This window comes from Nocardia lijiangensis NBRC 108240, assembly GCF_001613045.1.
GTDB classification, from domain to species: Bacteria; Actinomycetota; Actinomycetes; order Mycobacteriales; family Mycobacteriaceae; genus Nocardia; species Nocardia lijiangensis.
In genome coordinates this window covers 173,283-195,650 of the sequence record NZ_BDBP01000004.1, presented here as the reverse complement: position 1 = coordinate 195,650, position 22,368 = coordinate 173,283, and the positions used below count along the sequence as shown (strand labels likewise).

Below are 22,368 nucleotides of genomic sequence, written 5' to 3'. Positions count from 1 at the left end.
TCCACCCGCGCCAGCTCGGCGTCGGCGGCCTGCTGCCTGCGCGCGGCCGCGGCCAGATCGTCGAGCTGGGCGGCGCGCTCCTGCGGTTCGGCGGTGCGGTAGCGAGCCGTGGCCGCCTCGACCTCGGCACGGGCCGTGTCGAGCTGGGCGAGCGCGGCGCCGCGCTCGCCGAGCAGTCGCGCGATCTCCAGCGGTCGACGCGCCTGCCGATCCAGTTCCGCGGCCCGATCGTTGAGCGCGGCCAGCATGTCGAGATCGGCGGCCCGCCCGTGTACCTCGGCGCGCAGTTCGGCCTGCACCTTCGCCAGTTGCCGCGGGGTGAGCCGTTCCTTCTGGTCGATCTTCCCGTCGCGATAGATCCCGTAGACCTTCTCGAAACGCTTGGCCTTGGCCGCCTTTTCCGCATCGGTATCGGCAGGCTGAATCGGTTCGGGCAGATCGACGCCGACGGTCCTGGTGAAATCCGGGTTCGGCGTCGGCCGCGGATCGGGCGCGGAGTTGTTCGCGCCGAGCATGCCGAATCCGTCGAGCACCCGGGCACCGCGCAGCGCCTCGGCCAGCGACTCGAGATCACCGACCACGTCGAGCAGATGCGCGACGGCCTTGTCGTGCACCGGGAATTCGACATCGGCCAGGCGGGGGTCCACCGCGTCCGCGCCGCGCGACACCGGATCGAACGGGTCGAGCCGGTTGACGGTGCGGTAGTACTCGGTGAGCGCATCGATCAGGTTCTCGCGCTCGGCCGGTCTGCGCGCGAGCTTGGCGATCGCCTTGTTCAGCCGCTTCGGATCGGTGCCGGTCCGGTCGGGACGGTACTTCTTCTCGTCGTTGCGGTAGTTGCGCGGGAACAGATCCCTGGGGAAACGGCCGCGCCGCCTGCCAACCCCGAGCCGTTCGGCGAGCCGATCCCGCGCGGCGTCGACCACATCGGCGTCGATGCCGCGCATGAGCGTCGCGTAGGCGACGAGATCCTCGACGGCCTGATGCCTGCGGGCCGAGCCGATCTTGTCCAGCACGAAGGCCTGGGCGAGCCGCTCCGGTGTCAACTCGCCCGGCTCGAGCTTCAGCCGGTCGGCCAGCTGCGCGCGGGCGTCGCCGATGCTGTGGAAGTCATCGATATCCCATGCGGTGCGGCCGTAGTCGATGAGCGCTTCGATCTGGCTGGCCCTGATCTTGTTCTCCGCGCGGATCTGTTCCATCCGATCGGAAAGGCGCTGCGGGTCGTCGAGATCGGACTCGGGCACACCGAGCCGGTGCGCGAGTTCCTTGCGCGCGGCCTCGATCTCGTTGCGGGACAGCCCTGCCAGATCGGGCTTCGGCCGCGGCCCCGCTCCTTCGGTCGTCGGCGCGACCTCGACGACCGGACGCCACCGTCCGTCCTCGTCGAGCAGGAAGGTCATGTCCAGCCTGCGACCGTCCACCAGGTCATCGACGTGCCGCACCCGCATGGGCACGCTGTCGTTGACCCGAATGGTGCCGTCGGGCGCGATCTCCGCTACCCGGAACACCACGTCGACCTGACCGTCGTTGACGACCTCGGCGATATTCGGATGCGCGCGCAGCGCCGAGGCGAGCACATGGGCGTGGTCGAGATGACCGTCGACCACGATCAGCCGCGTCGGCCCACCGTCGACACCTGGCAGCAGCCCGAGGCCGTCGGTATCCGGAATCAGGAAGCCGCCGTCGGAGACGATCGAGGAGCGCAGGGCGAGATCGGTCACGAGCCGGGTGAGTTCGTCGGCGTTGCCGTCCGCACGCACGAATTCGTTGGCCAGTTCGGCGAATCGGGCGATGTCCTCGGTACGCGCGAACACGGTGGCGAGGGCGTCGGCGAGCGCGCCGCGCGGATGCGCGTCGAGATACTGGAGGTCGACCTGCAGGAGCTGGGCCCAGACGGCGCGCTCGTCCTTGATCTGATCGCGGCGCAGCGCGTTCACGAAGTAGCCCGGCTTGCCCTGGTCGATGCCGGGCTGATCGGTGTAGCCGAGGTCGCCCCAGTCGCGACCGGGCTCACCGCCGTTGTTGACCCCCTGCCAGTCCAGCAGCGTCGTCGGCCGGTCGTCGGCGTGCACGATCTCGCGCAGGAAGCGCGTCATCGGGTCGTTGTCGAAGAAGCTGACTTCTTCGCTGAACGGGATGTGCCGGTTCTCCGAGTCGTAGCGCACGGCGGACTCGGCGAGCCCGGCGAGCGCACCGATCCGCCTGGCCTGCTGATACTGCAGGACCCGCACCGCACGCAGGGCCGCTTCGCCGTCCAGGCCGGGATCGAGGCGAAGACCCATGTCACGGGCGGCTGCCACGAGCCGGTCTGCCAGCTCGCGGCGATGGTCGGCGGCCCCCGCCAGCTCGTTCAGCAGATCGGCGAAGGCGCCGGTGGCTTCGGAGTTCGCCGCGGGGATCCGGGGGTCGGGCTGCGGAAGCTCGTTGACAGCAGGCTGCTGGGACTCGGGCGAATTCGCCTGCTGCGCCGCGTCGTCGCGCCGCCGCATCTCATCGATGTCGACGCCGTGTTCCTTGCGCACCGCTTCGGCATCGGTGTCATCGATCCAGGGCCGGTATTCGGTGCCGTCCATATCGCGGATCGGCTGGAATTCGGCGGCGCGGTCGGGAACACGACTGGTCAGGCGGTTCAGGATCGGTACCAGCTCGCGGCTCTTCCACATGGTCGCGCCCTCTTTGAGGATGCGCGCCGGGTTGAACTTGATCTGGAGCACGTCGCCCTGCGGGCTGTCCTTGGTGAGCGGCAGACCCGCCGAGTATCCGAGCACCGATTGCCCGGCGCCGTCCAGGCTGGAGCCGGAGGGATACTTCGGGTTGTAGCCCTGGAAGCCCTCGCGGTAGGCGGTGTTCGCGAGGAACTTCGACTTGGGCTTGTCGATGGAGCCGGGCGGTTTCTGCGCCGCGTGCGGAGTCTCGACCTCCTTCGGGTCCGTCGCCTTCGGCGCGGTCTCCGATTCCTGCGCAGGCGGATTCTCCTGGCGCAGTACGGGATTCCAGGCCCCCGCGCCATTGTCGGTCAGATCCAGTCGGAAGGTCAGTCCCTCGAACTCGAACAGATGCTCGCGCCGGGCCGCCGGACGCGGCGCGGGACGTCGCTCGCCTTCGTTGGGCTCATCGGGCAACGGCGCGGGGGTGGGCGGCTGGTTCGGCGGCTTCCCCTGCCCGCCATCGGCATTCGGTTCCATCGGGAACTCGGGCGCCTCGTAGCTCGCGGGTCCACCGCGCTCGGGCCTGCCGTCGGGCCCGAGCCGGATGTCGTCGGCCGCGGCGCCGTCCCGCTCGGCCCGATTCATCGCCGATTCGACCTCGGCACTCGCCTTGCGACCGAACGGCAGTCGGCCCTTCCTGCGGCCGAACATACCCTTGGGCGGCGAGGTCTCGCCGAGATCGGCGGTTCCGTCGGTGAGCTTCTTGGCGATCCTTTCCGCCAACCGGTCCGGATTGGTATCGGTCATGCCCTGGAAATACTGGGCCAGCACGTCGGAGGCGAGGCCGTTCCGGGTCGGCGGCGGCACGCGCCAGCCGCCTCTGCCGTCGTTCTCCAGGTAGATCCACACCCGCACGGGGCCGAACGTCAGTTTCTTGCTGCGGAACCGCGGACTCGGTAGCGCATCGACCGGCTTCTGCGGCGGCTGTGGAATCTGGCGCGTGTGCAAGCGGTAGGCCACCGCGGCGGGATCGGTCTCACGAAGACTCGGATTGTTCTGCGCCGCACGGAATCCGATCTCCACCATGTCGTGCCGGAGTTCGGCCGGCTGCCAGGCCGTGCGGTTCTGCGCTCGGAATGCGAACCGGGTTTCCTTCTCGAGGTAGAACGCGTCCTCGCCCAACCGGAGGAACCAGTCGCCGAATCCCTCGTCGATCCTTCCGTCGGCCCGGAACGCCAGGTACTCCGAGAGCATCGACGCGACGGCGTTTTCCAGGGAGGGTCTGCGGAAGGGCCCCTCGACGATGTGGCGCAGAAGTTCGGTCGACGACGGCTCGCCGTCGGGACCCGGCTCGACCTTCCTGTACTGAACGTCGTGCCCGTCCCACAGGGCCTGCTGCAACGCCGGATCGTTGCGCACCACCGCGAGCAGCGCGTCGAGGTGCCCGCCGTCGTGCGCGATCACCAGCAACTCGGGCATGCTCGATTCCTGCTGGAACCGCAGCACGTTCGGGCTCAGCAGCTCACCCTCGGGGCGCGAACGCAGTTCGTCCTCGATGACGCGCCGCACGAGATCGTCGGCGTCGGATTGGGCGATCGGGCTCGGGTCCGCATCCGACTGGGCGATCGGGCTCGGGTCTGCATCCGACTGGGCGATCGGGCTCGGGTCCGCATCCGGCAGGGCGTCGGCCGCGGTTTCGGACCTGGCATGGGGCAATCCCCAATGCAATCTGCCTCGTTCGCTGGGATCGGCCGAGCGAGCGAGGTCGAAGATGACCTCGGCGTGCTCCGCGCCCACATCGTCGACGTGCTTGCGCACAGCGGCGAGCCCGGCCTCCTCGGCGACCCGCGCGGGCGGGCGGGCCTCGGGATTGCGTGACTGCCTGCGCTCGGCTTTGCGATACGCCTTGTCGTAGGCGTCGGTGTAGGCGATTTCGGCCGCGCCACGAGGAATGGATCGGCCGTCGGCCCGCATCTCGGGGAACCGCCGGATCTCGTCGGCGAGGGTGCGGCTGAGCCGGTCCCGTGCCTCCGGGCCGTCTCGATCGGGCGCGGGCACGCCTTCTTCGACGGAGGCGACGTCGGCGTCCAGACCGCGGGCGCGATCCCATTCCGCCCCGGCGTACCGGCTAGGAGACAAATCGTCGATGCGGCCGCCCAGCGCATCGAGATTCGCACGGACCGCCCGCAAGCCGGCACGATATGCGGCCGCCCAGAGCATGTCGTAGCTGATCGCGTCGTCCTTGTAGAGGATCGGCGCGACGATCTTCGCCGCGGCATCGTACGCCTCGACGAACGCCCATTCCAGATCGTCTTCGATCAACCGCCCGCCCTCGCGCGACCGCTTCGCACGGTAAGGCCGCGTGCCATCCTCGGCATCTCTCATGCGGCGATGGTTGTGTTCCAACGCGTACGCTTCGGCCAGTCGGTCCAACGTCGCGGCGATGTACTCGTCGCGATGCATCGTCAGCCGTTCCTGTCGCACGTCGACACCGAGCGCGCGCTGTTCGGCTGCGACCGCCGCGCGGATCAGAGCACCGATCTGCGTGTGCTGCGAGTCGCTGACCTGGAGCACCGCGCTGTTGGTAAGCGGCTCGTAACCGAGTGACAGCCGTGCGTTGTCGTCGGCATCCGGGCGACGAACCGAAAGAGCCGGATCGTCGGTGAATCGAATGCCCACACCGTGCCACTCGAGTGTCTGGCCGACCCAAGGCAGTATTCGATCAGCCCGGCTCACAAGCTCTTCGACGAGCGAATCGTGGCGGCTGCGCGTCAACTGATCGAGGCTGGATCCGGCCGAGTCGTCGGAATCGGATGAGGTGCCGAGCCGGTGCGCGTCGACCGCCGACTCCGGAGAGTCCGCGTGCTCGGGCCGCACGAACACCGAACCCGAGTCGTCGACCTGAATGCTCGGGCGGCGCGCCGTCGTGCCGTCGGTGGTCTCCGGCCGCGGCAGATCGCGGCCGACCGTATCGGCGATCTCGCCCTCGAGCCGTGCCAGCTCACCGTCCAACCGCGCATGCCACCGCGACAGGTCGACGAGCACGGCTTCGGCGACATCGCTGTCGCCGAGACCGGGCCGTCGGTCCGCGACGCGGCGCAATTCGGCGATGATCGCTTCCCGATCGGACCCGAGATCGACAGTGTCGGAAATCTGCAAACTCCGCCGAAGCCGCCCGGCGGCACGATCGAAATCGAACCGAATCCGCGCCTGATCCCGCCGGATGTCCGCGTGCTCGCGGATCAAGCCCTCGACCTGACGCGCCGCGTCCGGAGTGGACGGCACATACTCGTCCATACCGTCCGGAATGACGTTGCGCTGCAGATCATCCCATTCACGACCGGCGCTGTCCCGGATAGTCGTGCCGCCGGGGGCGAAGTCCGGCGAGTCGAACAGATCGGTCGCCAGCAGTGTCGCGATGCCCGCCTCGCGGCCGACCTCACGCAGCTGGGTCTCGGTCAGGCCGTCGTCGCCGCGCCTGGCCGATTCGATGGCGGCATCGTGCGCGGCCAGGTAGTGCCGCTCCAGCGCCGTCCGATGGTCGCGGGCAGGCAACGACTCGGACGGATCTGCTTCCGGGGTACCGAAATCCCGGTGGAAAAGGGCCTGCCTGCCGAACGCGTCCGCCTCGGCGCGCAACCGAGACTCGACATAAGCCTCGCGGTCCATTGCCCGGATACGCGACGGCATCACCTCGAGCCGACCCGCACGCACCGCATCCGCCACCGCAGCCGCCCGCACGACCGCAGCCGCCTGCGCCTGCTGACCACGATCGCGCGCACCGACGACGACATCCATCGTCAGCCCATCGACGGCATCGGCACTGCCCGGCTCGCTACCGTCGATACGCACGCCCGCGCGCATGTCCGCCAGCAGTTCGATGGCCGCACGCCCGGTTTCGCTCCCACCGAGCACATCCCAGACCTCGGCGAACCCACGATCCGGCGACCCGACGAGCCACCGGCTCAGCCCGTCGGGTGCGGGGCGCGTGGCGACCGAAACCGCGGGCGGGGCAGCAGCGGCGCTCGCGCTGTCCGGCACGGATGCGTTGTCGTCCAGCTCGGGCGACAGCGGGCTATCAATGTCGCGGCCGAGCGTGTCCTCGGGCAGCGAGCCGTCGCCGATTTCGGCGGTCCCGTCGATGAGCTGCTGAGCGATCCTTTCCACCAACCGATCCGGATCGGAATCGGTCATGGCATGGAAATACCTGGCCAGCACGTCGGTGCCGCCGTCGCGCCCGGTCAGCGGCACCCGCCAGCCGCCCTTGCCGTCGTTCTCCAGATAAATGTCCACCCGGACCGGGCCGACCCTCACCTGCCTGTTGACGAACTGCGGGCTCGGCAACGGTTCGCGCACCTGGTCGAGCGGCTGCGGAATCTGCCGCGTGTACAGGCGGTAGGCCACCGCGGCAGGATCGGTCTCCGGCAACCGCGGATTGTTCTGCGCCGCGCGGAATCCCACGTCGACCACGCCGGGTTGCAGGCGGACCGGCGTCGATACCCACCGATTCTCCCTCCGGAACGCGAGCCGGGCCTCGTCCTGGAGGAAGAACGCTTCCTCCCCCAGCCGGGTGATCCAGTCGACGAATCCCTCCCTGATCCTGCCCTCGGCCCGGAACCGCAGGTACTCCGACAGGAATGTGTCGACGGCGTCGGCCAGCGCGGGGTAGCGGCGCGGTCCCTCGGCCACATAGCGGGAGAGCTCGACCGTGGACGGGTTGCCGTCGGGTCCCGGCTCGACCGCCAGGTAACGCATGCGCTGCCCGTCCCACAGGGCGTCGCGCAGCGCCGGGTGGTCGCGGCTCACCTGGTCCAGTGCATCGAGGTGCTCGCCCTTCGGTGCGATCACCAGCAACTCGGTCGTGCCCGACTCCGACTGGAACCGCAGCACATTCGGGCTCAACTGTTCACCGTCGGGGCGCTCGGCCAGCTTGTCGTCGAGGACACGCCGCACCAGGTCGTCGGCGACCGGTTCCGCCTGCTGCGCTGAATCCGCTTCGGGTACATCGCTAGGGTCGAGGCGCGGCGAGCCCCAGTACAGACCGTCCTGTTCGATCGAGTCGGCCGAACGGACGACGTCGAAGGCGACCTCGGCGCGCTGGGCGCCCACCTTCTCCACGTACTTGCGCACGGCGGCGAGCCCCGCCTCCTCGGCGACCTTCCGCGGCGAAGGCGCCTCGGGATCGCGGGCGAGCACACGCTCGGCCTTGCGATACGCCTCGTCGTAGGCCGCCGTGTACGCCGTCTCGGCCGGACCGTACGGAACGTAGCGGCCCTCGGCCCGCTGCTCGGGGAACCGCCGGATCTCGTCGGTGTAGGTGCGAGCCTGCCGGTCGAGCGCCTGCGGGCTGTCGTCGGCGACCGGCAGCCGCTCCGCTTCGCCCTCGGGCGCGAGATCGGGTCGAAGTCCACGGGCCCGGTCCCACTCCGCCCCGGCATATTCGGCGGGAGTCAGCCCGTCGATGCGCAATCCGGATGCCTCGATGGCCGCGCGGACGGCCCGCAGACCCGCGCGGTAGGCGGCGGCGTCCAGCATGTCCCGGCCCACCGCGCTGTTCTTGCCGTAGATCTGCTCGGCGATCTTCCTCGCCTCGGTGAAGGCGTCGAGAAACGCCAGCTCCAGCGGATCGTCGATGCGCCGCCCGCCTTTACGGCGCCTCGGACGGGAGTAGTAGTCCGCTTCGCCGTCAGTGGCGGCGGCGATCCGCCGGTACTGGAAGTCCATCGCGTACTCGGCGGCCCTGCGGTCCAGCTCGGCCGCGATGTAATCGTCTCGGTGCAGCGACAACCGGTCCGGCGCCCGATCCGCGCCACGGGCATGCAATTCGGCCGCGACCGCGGCGCGTACCAGCGCCGCCACTTGGGTCTGCGTGCCGTCGTAGTACTGGAGGACAACGGTATTCGTCGCCCGATCGTGGACCGGCACCGGTCCGTCTCCGTCCGACCGCGCGATCATCGCGTCGGGATCATCGGTGTAGCGGATTTGCACACCGTGCCGTGCCAGAGCGGCCGCCGCCCACTCGCCGATCTGCCTGGCGCCGCGCCTCAGATCGGAGAACAGCCTTTCGTTGCGCGGGGCGGTGAGGTCCTCTAGCCCGTCCGTCGTGGCGGCATCGGGATCGACCGGCGCGGTCCGCTGTCCGGACTCGGCGGTCTGCGGCGTGCTCGCATCCGTTCGGCGCACGAACACCGCACCCGATTCGTCGAGATGGATTCGCGGACGTCGCACCCCCTGGCCGCCGTCCTGGGTAGGTTGCGGCAGGTCGCGACCGATGGCGTCGGCGATCTCGCCCTCCAGCCGTGCCCGCTCGTCGTCCAATCGGGCATGCCACTGGGATAGGTCGGTGAGCAACGCGTTGACGACGAAACCGTCGCCGCCGAGCGCTTGCTTCTGGGCGATGCTCCGCAGTTCGGCGATGATCGATGCCTGATCGGATCCGAGATCGAAGTCGTCGGGAATCTGCATATACCGACGGCGCTGCTCGACCGTCTGATCGAAGGAGAACTGGACGAGCGCCTGCGCCCTCCGGACGTCCGCGTGCTCGCGGATCAGGCCCTCGACTCGACGTGCCGCCTCCGTGGTGGACGGCACATACTCGTCGGTCCCCTCGGGAACGACGGTGCGCTGCACGGCATCCCACTCGCCACCGGCGATGTCACGGAGACTCACGCCCCTGTCGGTGAGATGCGGCGAGTCGAACAAGTCGGTCGCCAACAGCGCCGCGATGCCCGCCTCGCGAGCGATCGCCCGGAGCTGCTCCGCGTCCAGATCTCGGCCGGGCTGCCGGGCGGCGGCGCCGAGGGCGGATTCGTACGCGGCCAGATATCGCTGCTCCAGCTCCCTCCGGAAGTTGCGGTCCACCAGCGATTCGGACGGGCCGGCTTCGGGAGTGCCGAAATCCCGGTGGAACAGGGCCTGCCTGCCGAATGCGTCGGCCTCGGCGCGCATCCGGGTGGCGATATAGGCGTCGCGTTCCATCGCCCGGATACGCGATGGCGTCACCTCGAGCTGCCCGGTGCGCACCGCGTCCGCCAACGCCGCCGCCCGCACCACCGCCGCGGCCTGCCCCTGCTGGCCGCGATCGCGCGCACCGACGACGGTGTCCATCGTCGCCCCATCGAAGCTGTCGGCACTGCTCGGCCGTCCGCCGTCGAAACGCACGCCCGCGCGCATTTCGGCGAGCAGTTCGATGGCCGCACGGCCTGTTTCGCTGCTGCGGAGCACCTCCAAGACCTCGGCGTACCGACGATCCGGGGCGGCGGCATGCCACGAGTTCAGCCCGTCGGGCTCGGCGTGCGCGGCCACGGGGACCGACGGAGAAGCGTCGGCAGCCTCGGCGACGACGTCGTCCGCCTCGGAGTCGGCGGGACTCGCGCTGTCGGGGACGGACCCGTCGCCGAGCGGCTCGGATGTCCTGCTCGCACGCGGGTTGCCCCAGTACGCGCCGTCGGGCTCGTCCGTGCGAGCGGCCCGCACGAGGTCGACGATCAGCTCGGTGTCGTCGATTCCCGCCTTGTCGACGTGGCGGCGGATCGCAAGCTCTCCGGCCTCCCTCGCGACCAACTCCGGTGGCCGCGACGACTTCTTGCGTGCCAGTGCCCGCTCCGCCTTGCGGTGCGCGCGGTCGTAGGCGTCGGAGTACAACTCTTCCAGCGGACTGCGTGGTATGCCCGAACCCTTACCGTCGGCACGCAGTTCACGCACCTGCTCGAGCTCCGTCACCAGGGCGTGGATATGCCGCCTCGGCGGGGCGGGTGCGTCCGTCTCGGCGAGCGGCACGGCCGCGCCCGGGGTGATGCCGTGCGCGCGATACCACTGGTCGGAGAACCGCTGGGTGAAGTTCCGGCCGTCGACTTCGGGCACCAGCTCGTCGAGGTTGTCACGCACCGCCCGGATGGCGGCTCGATGGGAGGCGGCGTCGAGTAGCTGCCCGGTGATCGCCGGGTCATTGCGGTAGGCCCGGGCGAGGACATCACCGGCCTGAGCGAACGCCCGGAGGTAGGCCTTCGCCAACGAGCCTGCCATGGACCCGATCATGTTGTCGTCGGTGAACTGGTGGTTCGCCGCGAATCCCATTGCCGCGGCGTCGGCTTGGTGATCCAGCATCAGGTCGATGTACTCCGTGCGCGACATGCGGAGTTGCGGTATCGGCCCGTGGGGCGACGCGGCATGCAGCTCGGCGAGGCGGGCGGCGCGGACCAGCGCGATGGCCCGCTGGCGCGGATTGTCGCTTTCGCGCAGTACCACCGTGTTCGTCGACGGGTCGTAGGATTCCTCCAGCCCCACCTCCACGTGGTCCCGGCTGGCGCGGTACGAGCGCGGTTCGGAGGTGTAGAGCACCCGCACACCGTGGCGCTCCAGCGTCTGGGCCGCCCATCGACCGATGTCGTGGCGGTGATCCCCGAGCAGCGCGGCGACCCGATCCGATGCCTTCGCCACCAGATCCGCCAATTCCGTTCGCGCGGCGTCGTCTTCGGGACGAACTGCGGGCGCATCGGAATCGGAAGGTCGCTGCGGCAGGTCCACATCCGTGTGGTCACCGCCGATGAACACGACGCCGTCCTCGGCCACGTGGAGCGTGATCGGCTCCTCGGCACCGAGATCGCGCCGCACCGCCGCGGTGAGATCGTCGCCGAGCGCGCGGTGCTGCTCGGTCAGTTCGCCATGGCGTGCGGTCAGTTCGGCGAGCACAGCCAAGTCGGTGTGGGCACCGTTCCTGCGCGGACCATCGGGGCCCTGCAGCTGCGCCGAGACATCCTGCCGGTCGAGCGTGTCCGCGTCCCCGCGCAGCCGCGAGATATCTCCCAATCGCGCCGCCACGCGATCCCAATCCGCCTCGACCCTGGCGAGTTCACGTTCGACGGCTGCGCGCTTCCTGCCGATATCCTCCAGTTCCCGCGCCGCGTCCCGTGTGGTCGGCGCGTATTCGCGCAGCCCATCCGGCGCGGTGATGCGGTGCTGGGCGTCCCAGAACTCGGCCGCTGCCTGCCGGTGGGCGCGTGCGGGTCCGGAACCGTCCGGTGCGTCGAATTCGCCTCCCGCCAGCAGTGCGTCGACACCCGCCTGCCGCGCTCGTTCGAGCAGAGCGGGATCGATCTCCGAATCAGGCTGTCGCGCGGCGATTTCGGCATCGAAGGCGGCCAAGTAGGTCGCCTCCAGCCGCTGCCGGGCGGCGGGGTCGGTGACCGGATTCGCGGCGGTGTCGTATCCGGCCAGCTCGAGTTCACGATGGAACTCGGCCTGCCTGCCCAGTGCCAGCGCCTCGGCGCGGACGCGCGCGGCGATGAAGTCGGACCGATCCTGGGCGCGAACGCGCGAGGGCGTGACCTCCAGCAGACCGTTCCGCACAGCGTCGGCGAGCGTCGCGGCGCGCACGATGGCGGCGGCCTGGGCGGGATGGCTGCGACCCCGCGTGCCGACCGAGACCTCCATCGTTCTGCCGTCGATCACATCGACGGACCCGTTCGCGTCGAAACTCACATCGGCGTTCAGGTCGCGCAGCGCCGCCGCCGCATCGCGACCGACGGCACTGAACGCGAGCACCCCATGCACGTCGTTCTCACCCGGTAGCCCGGGACGCAATGTCCACGAATCTCGCAGTGCCCCAGTGATTTCGGTTTGCCGATCGGCATCGTGGCGGAATTCCGGGCTACCCGCGGCCGGGGTGGACTGCTGGTCATCCGCGGCGGCGACCTCGCCGTGCGATTCCCGCCACGCTCGCTCGTAGAACTCCGCGTTGGTCAGATCGGAGCCCGCGGGGCGGTGCGCCGCTACGTGCGGGCGCAGCGCGTCGAAACCGGCTTGGTTCGCGATGCGGTCCAATGCGTCAGCGGGGCCGCCGATCTCGTTCGCCGCGTCCTCGCGCGCCTTACGGTAGGCATCGAGGTAGACGTGATCGGTCGCGGTGAGTTCCACGGCGCCACGCAACTGCACGGCCGCGACGATCTCCCAGACGCGGGCCGAGGTCTCCTCGTCGATCTTGCGGTCGACGTAATCCTGTCGCTCCGAACGCATCCGGTCACGGGCGTCGATCGCGGCATCCTGCCTGCCCGCGAACTCGGCGTGCATCGCGCCGCTCACAATCGCGCGCATGTGCTCGCCGTCGGTGGCGCCCGCGTCGATGACCAGCACCCGCCGCGAGGGGTAGTACCGCACCGGACCGCCGGAACTGTGCTCGATCGTGACACCGTGGCGACGCAGGGTTTCCAGCGCCCACCCGCCGACCGCGCTGTTCGACAGCGCCGCCATGATCGGCTCGAGTCGCTGCCTCGTCGCGGCGGCGGCCAGATCCGGTTCCTCGACGACCCTGTCGGAGGATTCGAACACCCGCGGATCTATCGAGTCGACCTTGCGTGCTCGGACCTGGCCGAATTCATCGACGCCAACCGAGACGTGCTCGAACTCGACCGGCATGAGCGCGCGAACCCGTGGATCGGCCGCCGCGGCATTGCGAAGGGCCTGGTGCTGGAAGGACTCACCGGCGATGACGATCCGGTTCGGGCTACCGGGAATATGGACGTAGTGGTCACCGAGCGGGCGCGCGCCCGGAGCGTAGTCGGCCAGCACTTCGCGGGCGGCCAACGCGGTCACCCGATCGGCCTGCCGTTCGAAGGCCGTCTGCGCGTTCTCGCGCCGCACCGTCAGATCGGTCAGGGACAGCAGATCGTGCGCGGTGCGCCGCAGCTCGGCCAAACGCTCGGGAGTGATCGATGGATCGGCCATCTCGTCGCGAACCGGCCCAAGGCGCGCGGCGAGCTCCCGGTTCAGCGAGTCGGCGTCGAGGTGCGCGGCGATACCGTATTCGCCTGCCCTGCTGTTGAGTTCGTCGGTGATGTCGACCAGATCGCGCTGCGCCCGGCTGCGGTCCACCGCACCGGCGCGCAAGGCCGCGGCCGCCTCCGGTGACGGTTCCCGCGTGATCTGCGGGTCGTAGAGCCCGGCGTGATCGGTGCGGGCGCGATCCCATTCGGCCCCGTAGTACTCGGCGTAGTTCTTGCCGTTCGGCCACACATGGGTTCTGATCTCGTCGATCAACGCCTCGGCCGCGCGGTCGTGCGCTCGGCGCACACTGTCGGTATCTGTGGATTGCCCTGTGCCGCTGCCTGATCCGAGTGCCGCCGCGAATGCCGCATCGTAGACGTCTTCGAGGTAGTGCCGGTCGCCGAAGTATCCACCGAGCTGTTGGTCGGCGCGGAACTCGCGGGCGAGCTGGATCCACCGCGCTACCGCCGCCGCCTCCTCGGCGACCATCGTGCGGATGAACATCGCACGGTCCATGCCGAGATGGCCGGACTCGCCGCGTATGTACCGCTCGGCGTGCACCGACTCGTGCGCCAACGACAATGCCTGACGCACCTGATCATTGGTGCCGGTGTACACCGTGGCCGTCAACGAGTCGGCGGCGAACCCACCCGTGCGCCGATCCGCGGCCGCCCGTTCGTATCGCACGCGCACCGACGAATCGTCCAGCACCCGAAGCACATCCGCGCCGGTCTCCGTCCCGCGCAACAGCGCTCGCACCTGATCGGCGTGCGAGTCGAGCGAGCGGCCGATACGCACCGGCGAATCCGCCGTCGGCAGATACCCGGCACCCTCTCCCCGGATGGCATGCACAGGGTTGCCCTGCGCATCGAAGATGATGGCGGACGTGCCGTGCAACTCCCGCGGAATCGATGGCGGGAAGCCGTGCTCCTCCTCCTTGCCGGGATCCCGAACGGTCAAGCCGTCGGTCCCCGGCCCGAGCGCATAGGCGTGGGCACCAACACCGAATTCGTCCAGGGGACCGGAATACTCGTCGATGACCAGCGCCCAGCCCCCTTCCGGGATCGCCCGGCGGATCGCATCATGATCGGTGTAGGACCGCAGCTGGCCACCCGCGGCTTCCTGCACCTGCGCCCGCGACATGCCATCGAGCCCGACCGGACCCTTCGGCGGCTCGATCGTCGTGCTGCCGGTCATCCGCTTGATCAGGCGCAGCGCGAGTTCGGCGCAGCGGCCGCGGTTCGCCTCGGGTGTGTGCGGAGCGACATCGTCGGAATGCTCGACGAGCTGCGCATCGTCGGCGTCCTGATGTCCATCGATGGCATCCGGCGAGTCGTCATCGGAATGATCGACGAAGTCCGCATCATCGACACTCTGGTAAATGTCGACATCGGGAACGGCGCCGTCGACGTGGACCGTGCCGTCGGCCGCCACGCCGTTCGCGTCGTTCCAATCCCTGGTGTAGACGCCGACATAGTCGGTGACACCACTGTTGGACGTCCCGAGGTACGCCCGGATGCCTGCCGCACCGAAGTCGAGCGCCGGGTCCCGCATGGGATCATCGAAGCGTCGCGACCGCGACAAATCGGTCATCCGATTCAGGGCCTGATGCGCCATCCCGGGACGTGCGGCATCGCTCGCGCCTTCCAGATCGCCGACAGGAACGACGTGTCCACTGGCCCGCAACTGTTTGACGAACTCGGCCTCCAGCGCGTGCGCGCGGCTCTCCTGCCGGACCATCGCGTCGACGTAGTCGCCAACTTGCGTCGTCAACGGATGCGGTGACAACCCCTCCGCGGCATCACGCAAGTGGGCGGCGGCATGCACCATATCGATGGCCTGCCGCACCTCCGAGGTCCGGTAGTCGAGAACGAGCGTCCTGCGCTCCGGGTAATAGCGCGGCTCGACGTCCAGTTGGTGCACAACGCGAACGTTGGAGCGCTGAAGCATGTCATCGGCCCACGCGCCGATCTCGCTGCTCTCCAGCAGACGCCGAACCCGCGCGATCCGATCCGCCGACGTCTCGCCCGCGGAATCGCCCGGCATCCCCACCGGTACGGCAGGTTCGTCCTCGGAAGTCCAATTCAACGCTTCGTCGACGACGTCAGGACCGGCGTTGCGACGAAGCGATGTCACCTCGACATTCGCGTCCGGGCCCGGCTCTGCGACCTCGATCAACCGCAGATCCAGATCGGGATGACCCAGCGCGGCCGCGAGTTCCGAGCGGCGCGCCAACGCCTCGACGAGCACGGCGGCGTGCTCGCGTTCGAGCGCGACGACGACCACCCGAGGCGGCTCTCCGGCGACCAGCGCGACGTGCGGGGTGATCCTATCGGCCCCGTCGAGTCCGGCCTCCTCGAGTTCGGACGCGAGCACATCCCTGGCCACGGCGGCATTCGCAGCGGCGTCGGCACGGTTGATCAACTCACCCTGCAGGTGATACTGATCGCCGAGATCGGACAACAACCGAAGCCGCAGTTCACGGCCGAGCAGCTCAGCGCGCTGTCGCTCCATCGCCGCGTCGGGCAGCATGTCCCGGCCGGCATCGGCCCGATCCACACCGAGCCGTTCGGCCAACTCGGCCAATTTCCGCTCGTTCGCCTCGCGCAGTCTCGGCAGCGTCTCCGCGCGCAGTTCCTGGTCGATGGCGTCGATGGTGTCGATGCCGAGACTGCCCGCGAGATCGTTGATCTGGCCCGCCAGCTCCCTCCGACGCCGTTGGGCGACGACCCGCCGTGTCGCGTTCTCGGAGACCTCCGCCTCCGCTTCGAGCGAACTCCACCCGTGCACATCGGACCCGCCGGTCGTGAGTTCGTCCCATGCGGCGCCGTAGTACTCGAGGTAGTTGTTGCCATCCGCCCACCGATAGGTGGCGATGTACTCCGCGATGGCGGCCGCGCCTGCTTCCCGTGCGCGGGTCAGGATCTCCTCGTCGGTGAGGCCGAGGCCGGGGCGCGACGCCTGCGCTGCCCTGGCGTCGTAGGCCGCGAGGTAGCGCTCGGCAGGCCGGTAGTCGTCGTCGACCGCGTAACCGAGCCTGCGTAGTTCACGCGCGAACTCGAATTCCCGTCCGGCCGCGAGGGCTTCCTCGCGGACCATCGACGCGATGTACTCGTCCCGGCCCAGCATGCGAATCCGGTTGATCCGGTTGCTGGTTTCGCCTTCCCACGCCATCTGCGCGTGTACGCCTTCGTGCACCAGCGTCTGTGCCTGGCTGATGAGATGGCGTTCAGTGACACGGATTTCGGCGACAACCGCTTCCGAGTCGTATGTGCCATAGGCGAATTCGGAAGTCATCTGATGCCGGAAATCGACCGAGACCTCGCCGTCTCCGAGAATCGCGAGGATCTCCCTGCCCACGCTGGTCAGCTCCAGCAGCGAAGTGACCTGATCGGAGTGTTCGCCGAGCGAAAGGCCAATGCGCATCGGCAGATCCACAGTCGAGTGGTGGCCGGATCCGTCCCTCGCGATGGGGTGCACCGGAACGCCGCGGTCGTCGAACAGGATCATGTGGGTCGAGCCGATATCGGAAGGCAGCCTCGGCGGGTAACCCCGCACGCTGCCCGCACCCGCGTCGTACACCACGACGCCGTCGTGCTCACGCCTGAACACATAGGCGTGAGCACCGACACCGTGCTCATCCACCGGACCGGTATAGGCATCGACCACCAATGCCGAAGACCCCTCCGGCATGTCGAGCAGCGCCCGCTGGATCTCCTCGTGACCGGACACCGTGCGCAACTGGCCGCCGGCCGCGGCCTGCACCTCGGCCGCGGTCATTCCGTCCAGCCCGGCAGCCCCCGACGGCAGCCTGATCACCGAACTGCCGGTCAACGCCTTGATCAACCGCAACGACAGCTCCGCGCAACGACCACGATTGCGCTCGGCCACCGCACGCGACGCGGACTCCGGCGACCGCCCACTGGCGGACCCCGCGTCATCTCGCTGCGGCGGTGCGTCGGCCAGCTGGGCGATGGTGGCGGCGAAATCACGGGTTTCCGCGCGCAGCCTGGTCAGCGTTTCGGCGACGCCGCGATCGGTGGCGAGATCGACGGCGGGCACCTCGAGCGCACCGGCCCAGTGGGCGAGTTCCGCGGCGCTCAGGTCCAGGTCGGCCGAGTCGATCGGGGACCGGATCGCGCGAGCGAGAGCCTCGATCGCGCCCGCGCGCAACAGGGTTCGAACCCGCTGCTCGGCAATCGCCTCCGCGAGCCGCGCCTGAAGCGGTGCATCGAGGGGCACATTCATCTGACTGAGCAGCCACGCCTGCGTCAGATCGGGCGACAATGGTTGCGGGACAAAGATATCCGGTGCCGGGGGCGCGGTATCAGGTCGCGATCCCGGATCCGGATCCATTTGCGGAGACGGAGCGACCCGCTGCGCCAGATCGGCCAGTGCTCGCAACGGATTCGGGTTGCCGGACAGCGAATCACCGAGTCCGAGACTGCCGGACAGCTCGTCGACGTAAGCGCGCTCGGGGTCGGTCAGCGGATCCGGGCTCTGTTGCCCGGGTGCCCGCGATTCGTCGAGGGTGCGCCGCAGCGCGGCCATCGGGTCGGACGGATCGCTCGTGCCCGCTCGCGGCGGCATCCGCCGGTCGAGATCGTCGTTGCGCGCGCCGCTTCCGGCCGCGAGCCCATGCCCGCGCTCGTCGCCGAGCGGGCGTGTGGCGATGCCGTTCTTGTTGTAGAAAATGCCCCAGGTCGCCTTCGCGTCCGGAACCTTGGTGGGATCGAACTCGAACGGATCCGGTTGCCGCAGCGGGTCATACACCATGACCTTGTCGGTGTCGGAGTCGTAGTACATGGTGAACGCGTGCGCACCCGGCTCGCCGTCGGGGACGCTACCCCGCTGCTGATTGATGACGATCACGGCGGACTTGCCGCGCATGTACCGCAGCGCATCAGCGATCGCGTGCTGCCCCGTGCGCTTGCGTCCGGTTCCCAGCAGGTTCAACGCGGCGAGGCGCCCTCGCCGCCACAACGGAGTCAGCTGAGCATCGGCATTGCGCTCTATATCGCGCCAGTCCATACCATCCGGGCCGACACTGTCCGGCGCCGGAACAGTGATGGCGGGGTTGCCGGTGACCTCGGCCGCCTTCCACAGCGCCTGTGGCCCGCAGCCACTCTCGGTCATGTCCGGACGTGGCGAATTCGGTTGCGACGGATCGACATCCGGCACGTAAGGTGCCGTCCCTGCCCGGTTGGACTCGATATCGGACACCCGGTACATGGTGTCGACCGGGACCCCTCGCGGCGCCCTCGAGCCCTCGGGGTCCGGCGCGTTCCAGTGGCGGTAGAGCCCGTTGGTCTCATCGGGCACGAACACCCGCACGCCGTCGCCGAAGTGCTTCGACGGCAGAATCGGATCGCCCGGCGTGCCGACCAGCGCGATATCGCCGACCAGGCCCGACAACCGGCCCTTGCGGCCCGCGGCTGCCGCGACGTCGACACCGTAGCCGCCCGCGATGATCCTGACGGACGGCTTGTCCCCCGCCACCGCCCTGGTCGCGTTGAGGATCGCGATATCGCGCCGGAGCAGGTCCGCCGCCTTCTTCGCACGCCAGTTGACCATCGCCGACGCCCGGCCCGGTGTGTCGTAACCGAGCCAGGCAATGGATGCCAGCGAGTCTCCCGCGCGCAGGCGGCCCGTGGCCGCGGCGTGCCTGGAGGCGGTCTCCTGGAGGACTGCGCCGAGATCCGCCACGGTCGCGTTCCTGCCCTGCACATGCAACGACACCAGCGTCGCCGTATCCGGATTGCCGAACGCGACCAGCGCCCTGCCCTTTCCACCGAAGGCACTCGGATCGTAGGCGAGCACGCGCACCGGCAGGTCCGGATCGATCCGCGCGGCCCGCACCTGCGCCTGCCGCAAGTCGGCGACCGTGCGCCTCAGGTTGCGCAGTTGCTGACGTTCCTGGCGGTTCAGGGTGTCGCGTGCGCTGAGATCCGCGATATCCCTGGCGATCTGCAACCGGTTGGCGGTGTCGGCGGAATGCGTGTCGATGCCGGGTGCTCTGCCGATCACGTCCGGATACGCACGAATCAGGGCGGCCCGTTCGGCGTCGGTCAGCGCGTTCCACCGCCGGGAGTTCTTGTCCGCATGCGCCGCGGCCTCGTCGTCGGTGGCGGGATTGGTGTCGGAATCGCCGAGCAGCAGATCCTGCGCACGCAGACCCGGCTCCATCCGGTTCAGGATGGCGTCGGCCTCGTCGATCTCCGCGCGGGTCGGCTCGCTGCTGTCCTCAGGTAGGACACGGCGCGGGTCACGGGTGTTGGTGTTATCAGTGTCCGCGTGAGAGTCGGTGTCGGCGTCAGGATCCGGGTCCGCGTCAGGTGCGGCGGCCGCATCGGCATCGGGGTCCGCGACAGACACGGCGTCGGGATCGAGATCCGGATCCAGATCGGGGTCGCGGTCGGGGTTCGGCCGCGCATCGGGGGCGGCACTCGAACTCGTGTCGGGCTCGGCTTCCGCCCGATCGCCGCCGGTGGTCGGGCGTGAGCTGCTCGGCGCCGGTCCCGGTCGGCCGGGCGATGCGGGCGGCAGCACGAGGGCAGCCGCGGCCGGGTCCACTCCGACAGCATCGTCCTGATCGGCCGCATCGTCCGTATCTCGCTGTCGGGAAATCGGATCCGCCGTGCCGTCCGGCGTTGTCGGCGCCGGGTCGGGCGAAACCAGGTCGGCAGGGCCCACCTGCACCTGCTGCTGACCGGTACTCGCCGCGGCGGCGTCGCCCTCCGTGTCCGCCTGCGATCGGGCCTGCGGCGCTTCGGAATCCGCGATTTGCGCCTGAACCGATCCGGCCTGGTCCGTCGACGCGCCGGGAACACCGGCCGCCCGGGCCGGTCCCGCGCCAACCTCCGTCCGGCCCTCGCCGGTCGGCGTCGCGCCGACCGTATCGGGTGGGACGGCGCGCGTAGTGCCGTCCAGCGCGGCGGAACTCCCCTGTGCATTGGCGGGCCGGGAAGCATTCGACGCGAGGGCGCTACCGGACTGCTGCGCCGGAGCAGCGGATGAGGTCGGCGACGAAGACGCCGGCGACGAGGCACCGGGGGCGACATTCGACGCCGTCGGCCCGGCGACCGCAGGCGTCGAACCGGGAACGGCCGCAGCGGGGGTACCGGCAACCGTCGGCGCGCCGGGCGTGGCCATCCCGACCGGTCCGGCGTTCACGGGAGCAACGCCAGGCGTCTGCGCCGCGGGCGACGCTCCGCCGACTCCGACTCCGACTCCGGCTCCGACTCCGACTCCGGCCCCGGTCGTACCGGCACCGGTCCCCGAATCGGTGGCACCGGCAGCTGAAGTTTCCGGGGTGGAGCCTTCGGCTACGCGGTGGCCATCCGCAGCTGAACTACCTTCCGGCGCAACCGAATCCGAAGCAACGGATGCGGGGTGATCCGTGTGCGCGGCGGAATCCGCGCCGCCCGCATGTACGGAGGCCCCGCCCGCTTGTGCGGAATCGGCGCCCACTTGCGCGGAATCTCCGCCCGGCGCAACCGAATGCGCGCCCGTCGAGGGGGCGCCGCCGTTCTGCGCAGCGGAATCACCGTTCGAGGTGTTCGTATTGCCTTCGTTGGCATCGGAATTCGCATTGCCTTGACCGGCAGGGGCCGGGGCAGCGCTCTGCTGGCTTGCCGCCGAGTCACCACCGGCCTCGCTCGTGCCCACCGCTCCGGCATCGGAAGTGCCTGCGTTTCCGGCATATTGGCTGGTGTCCGCCGACGCGGGTGTGGTGCTCGGAGTTCCAGCACCACTACCGCCATCGGCATTGGCTCCGGCACCATTCGCTCCAGCGCCGTTGGTCCCGGCTCCGTTCGCCCCACCACCGTTCGTTCCACCACCGTCGGCACCGGCACCATTGGTGCCCGCACCATCGGCAACATCCGGTGCGGGAACCGGGGACGTACCGTCACCGGCAGGTCCGGAGCCGGGCAGGGTACCGACCCGGACCGGCTCCCGGTTGTAGTTGATCGGCCCGTTGTGCTGGGTCTGGCCCCTGTAGCCGTGAACACCGCTCGGCCCAGCGCCGGAGATCGCGCCACCGACGAATGAACGCGGATCCCAGTTCCCTGTCGCCCACGCCGCGACAAAAGCGCCCGCCAGACCCGCCCCCGTACCGACGATCGCGCCACCGGTGAACCCACGCCAACCGCGACTGTTCATCAAGCCGGGCGCGATCCGGCCCATCGCCCGGTTCAATCCGAAACCCGCACCACCACCGGCGCCACCGGCCAGCGCGGAGACCCAGGCGTTCTCCCAGATCGCGCCCGTATCCCAGCCCTGGCTGTTCAGACCCTCGGCGATGACGATGCCCTGCACCGCCACCTCTTGCGCGGTGCCCTGGAAGACCTCGACGATCGCTTCCTGGACGATCTCGTAAACGAGCTTCGACACCACATCCTTCGCCGCATCCGACAGGAATGTCCTGGCGAGCATGGCGATGATCCGGCCCTCCAACCACTGCGCCATTGCTCGGAACACGGCTCGCGTCGCCGCGATCGCCCCGGCCTGCACGGCCCCCGCCCCCGGGCCGGCGAAGAAGGACAGGGCCAGCTCCGCCGCCAACCAACCGAGCGAGAAGATCGCGTTCAGGTGATTCGCGTGAACCGCACCCGCGAAATCATCGACCGAGACCGCGAGATCGTTGAACGAGTTGCCCATCAACTCGATCGAACCGTGTTGCGGCGTCCCGCCTTTGGGCGTGTCGTCATGAATCACCGAGCGCAGCGAATCGACGATCTGCTGTCCGCCATCACCCTGCGGATACGCATTGACCACCGCCGCGGCGGCGACATCCGCCTCCGCTATCGCCTCATACAGGATCTCTTCGGCGATCTCCCGCAGTACAGCGGAAACCTTGACCACATCGTCGGGATCGATGCGCGTGATCTCCGAGCCCGCTACCCACTCGAGCCAAGCGAGCTCCGGCGGAATCGCCCAATAACCCATCGAGAGGCCG

At 69.3% G+C, this 22,368-nt stretch carries 1 protein-coding gene; it reads right to left on the bottom strand.

Going from position 1 to position 22,368, the window contains the following annotated elements; all coding sequences use genetic code 11:
- Window positions 1-22,358 (bottom strand): hypothetical protein (locus tag NL1_RS02200; protein WP_156094603.1); only part of this gene is annotated, 22,358 nt, incomplete at its 3' end.
- Between the last annotated feature and the right edge of the window lie 10 nt (window positions 22,359-22,368).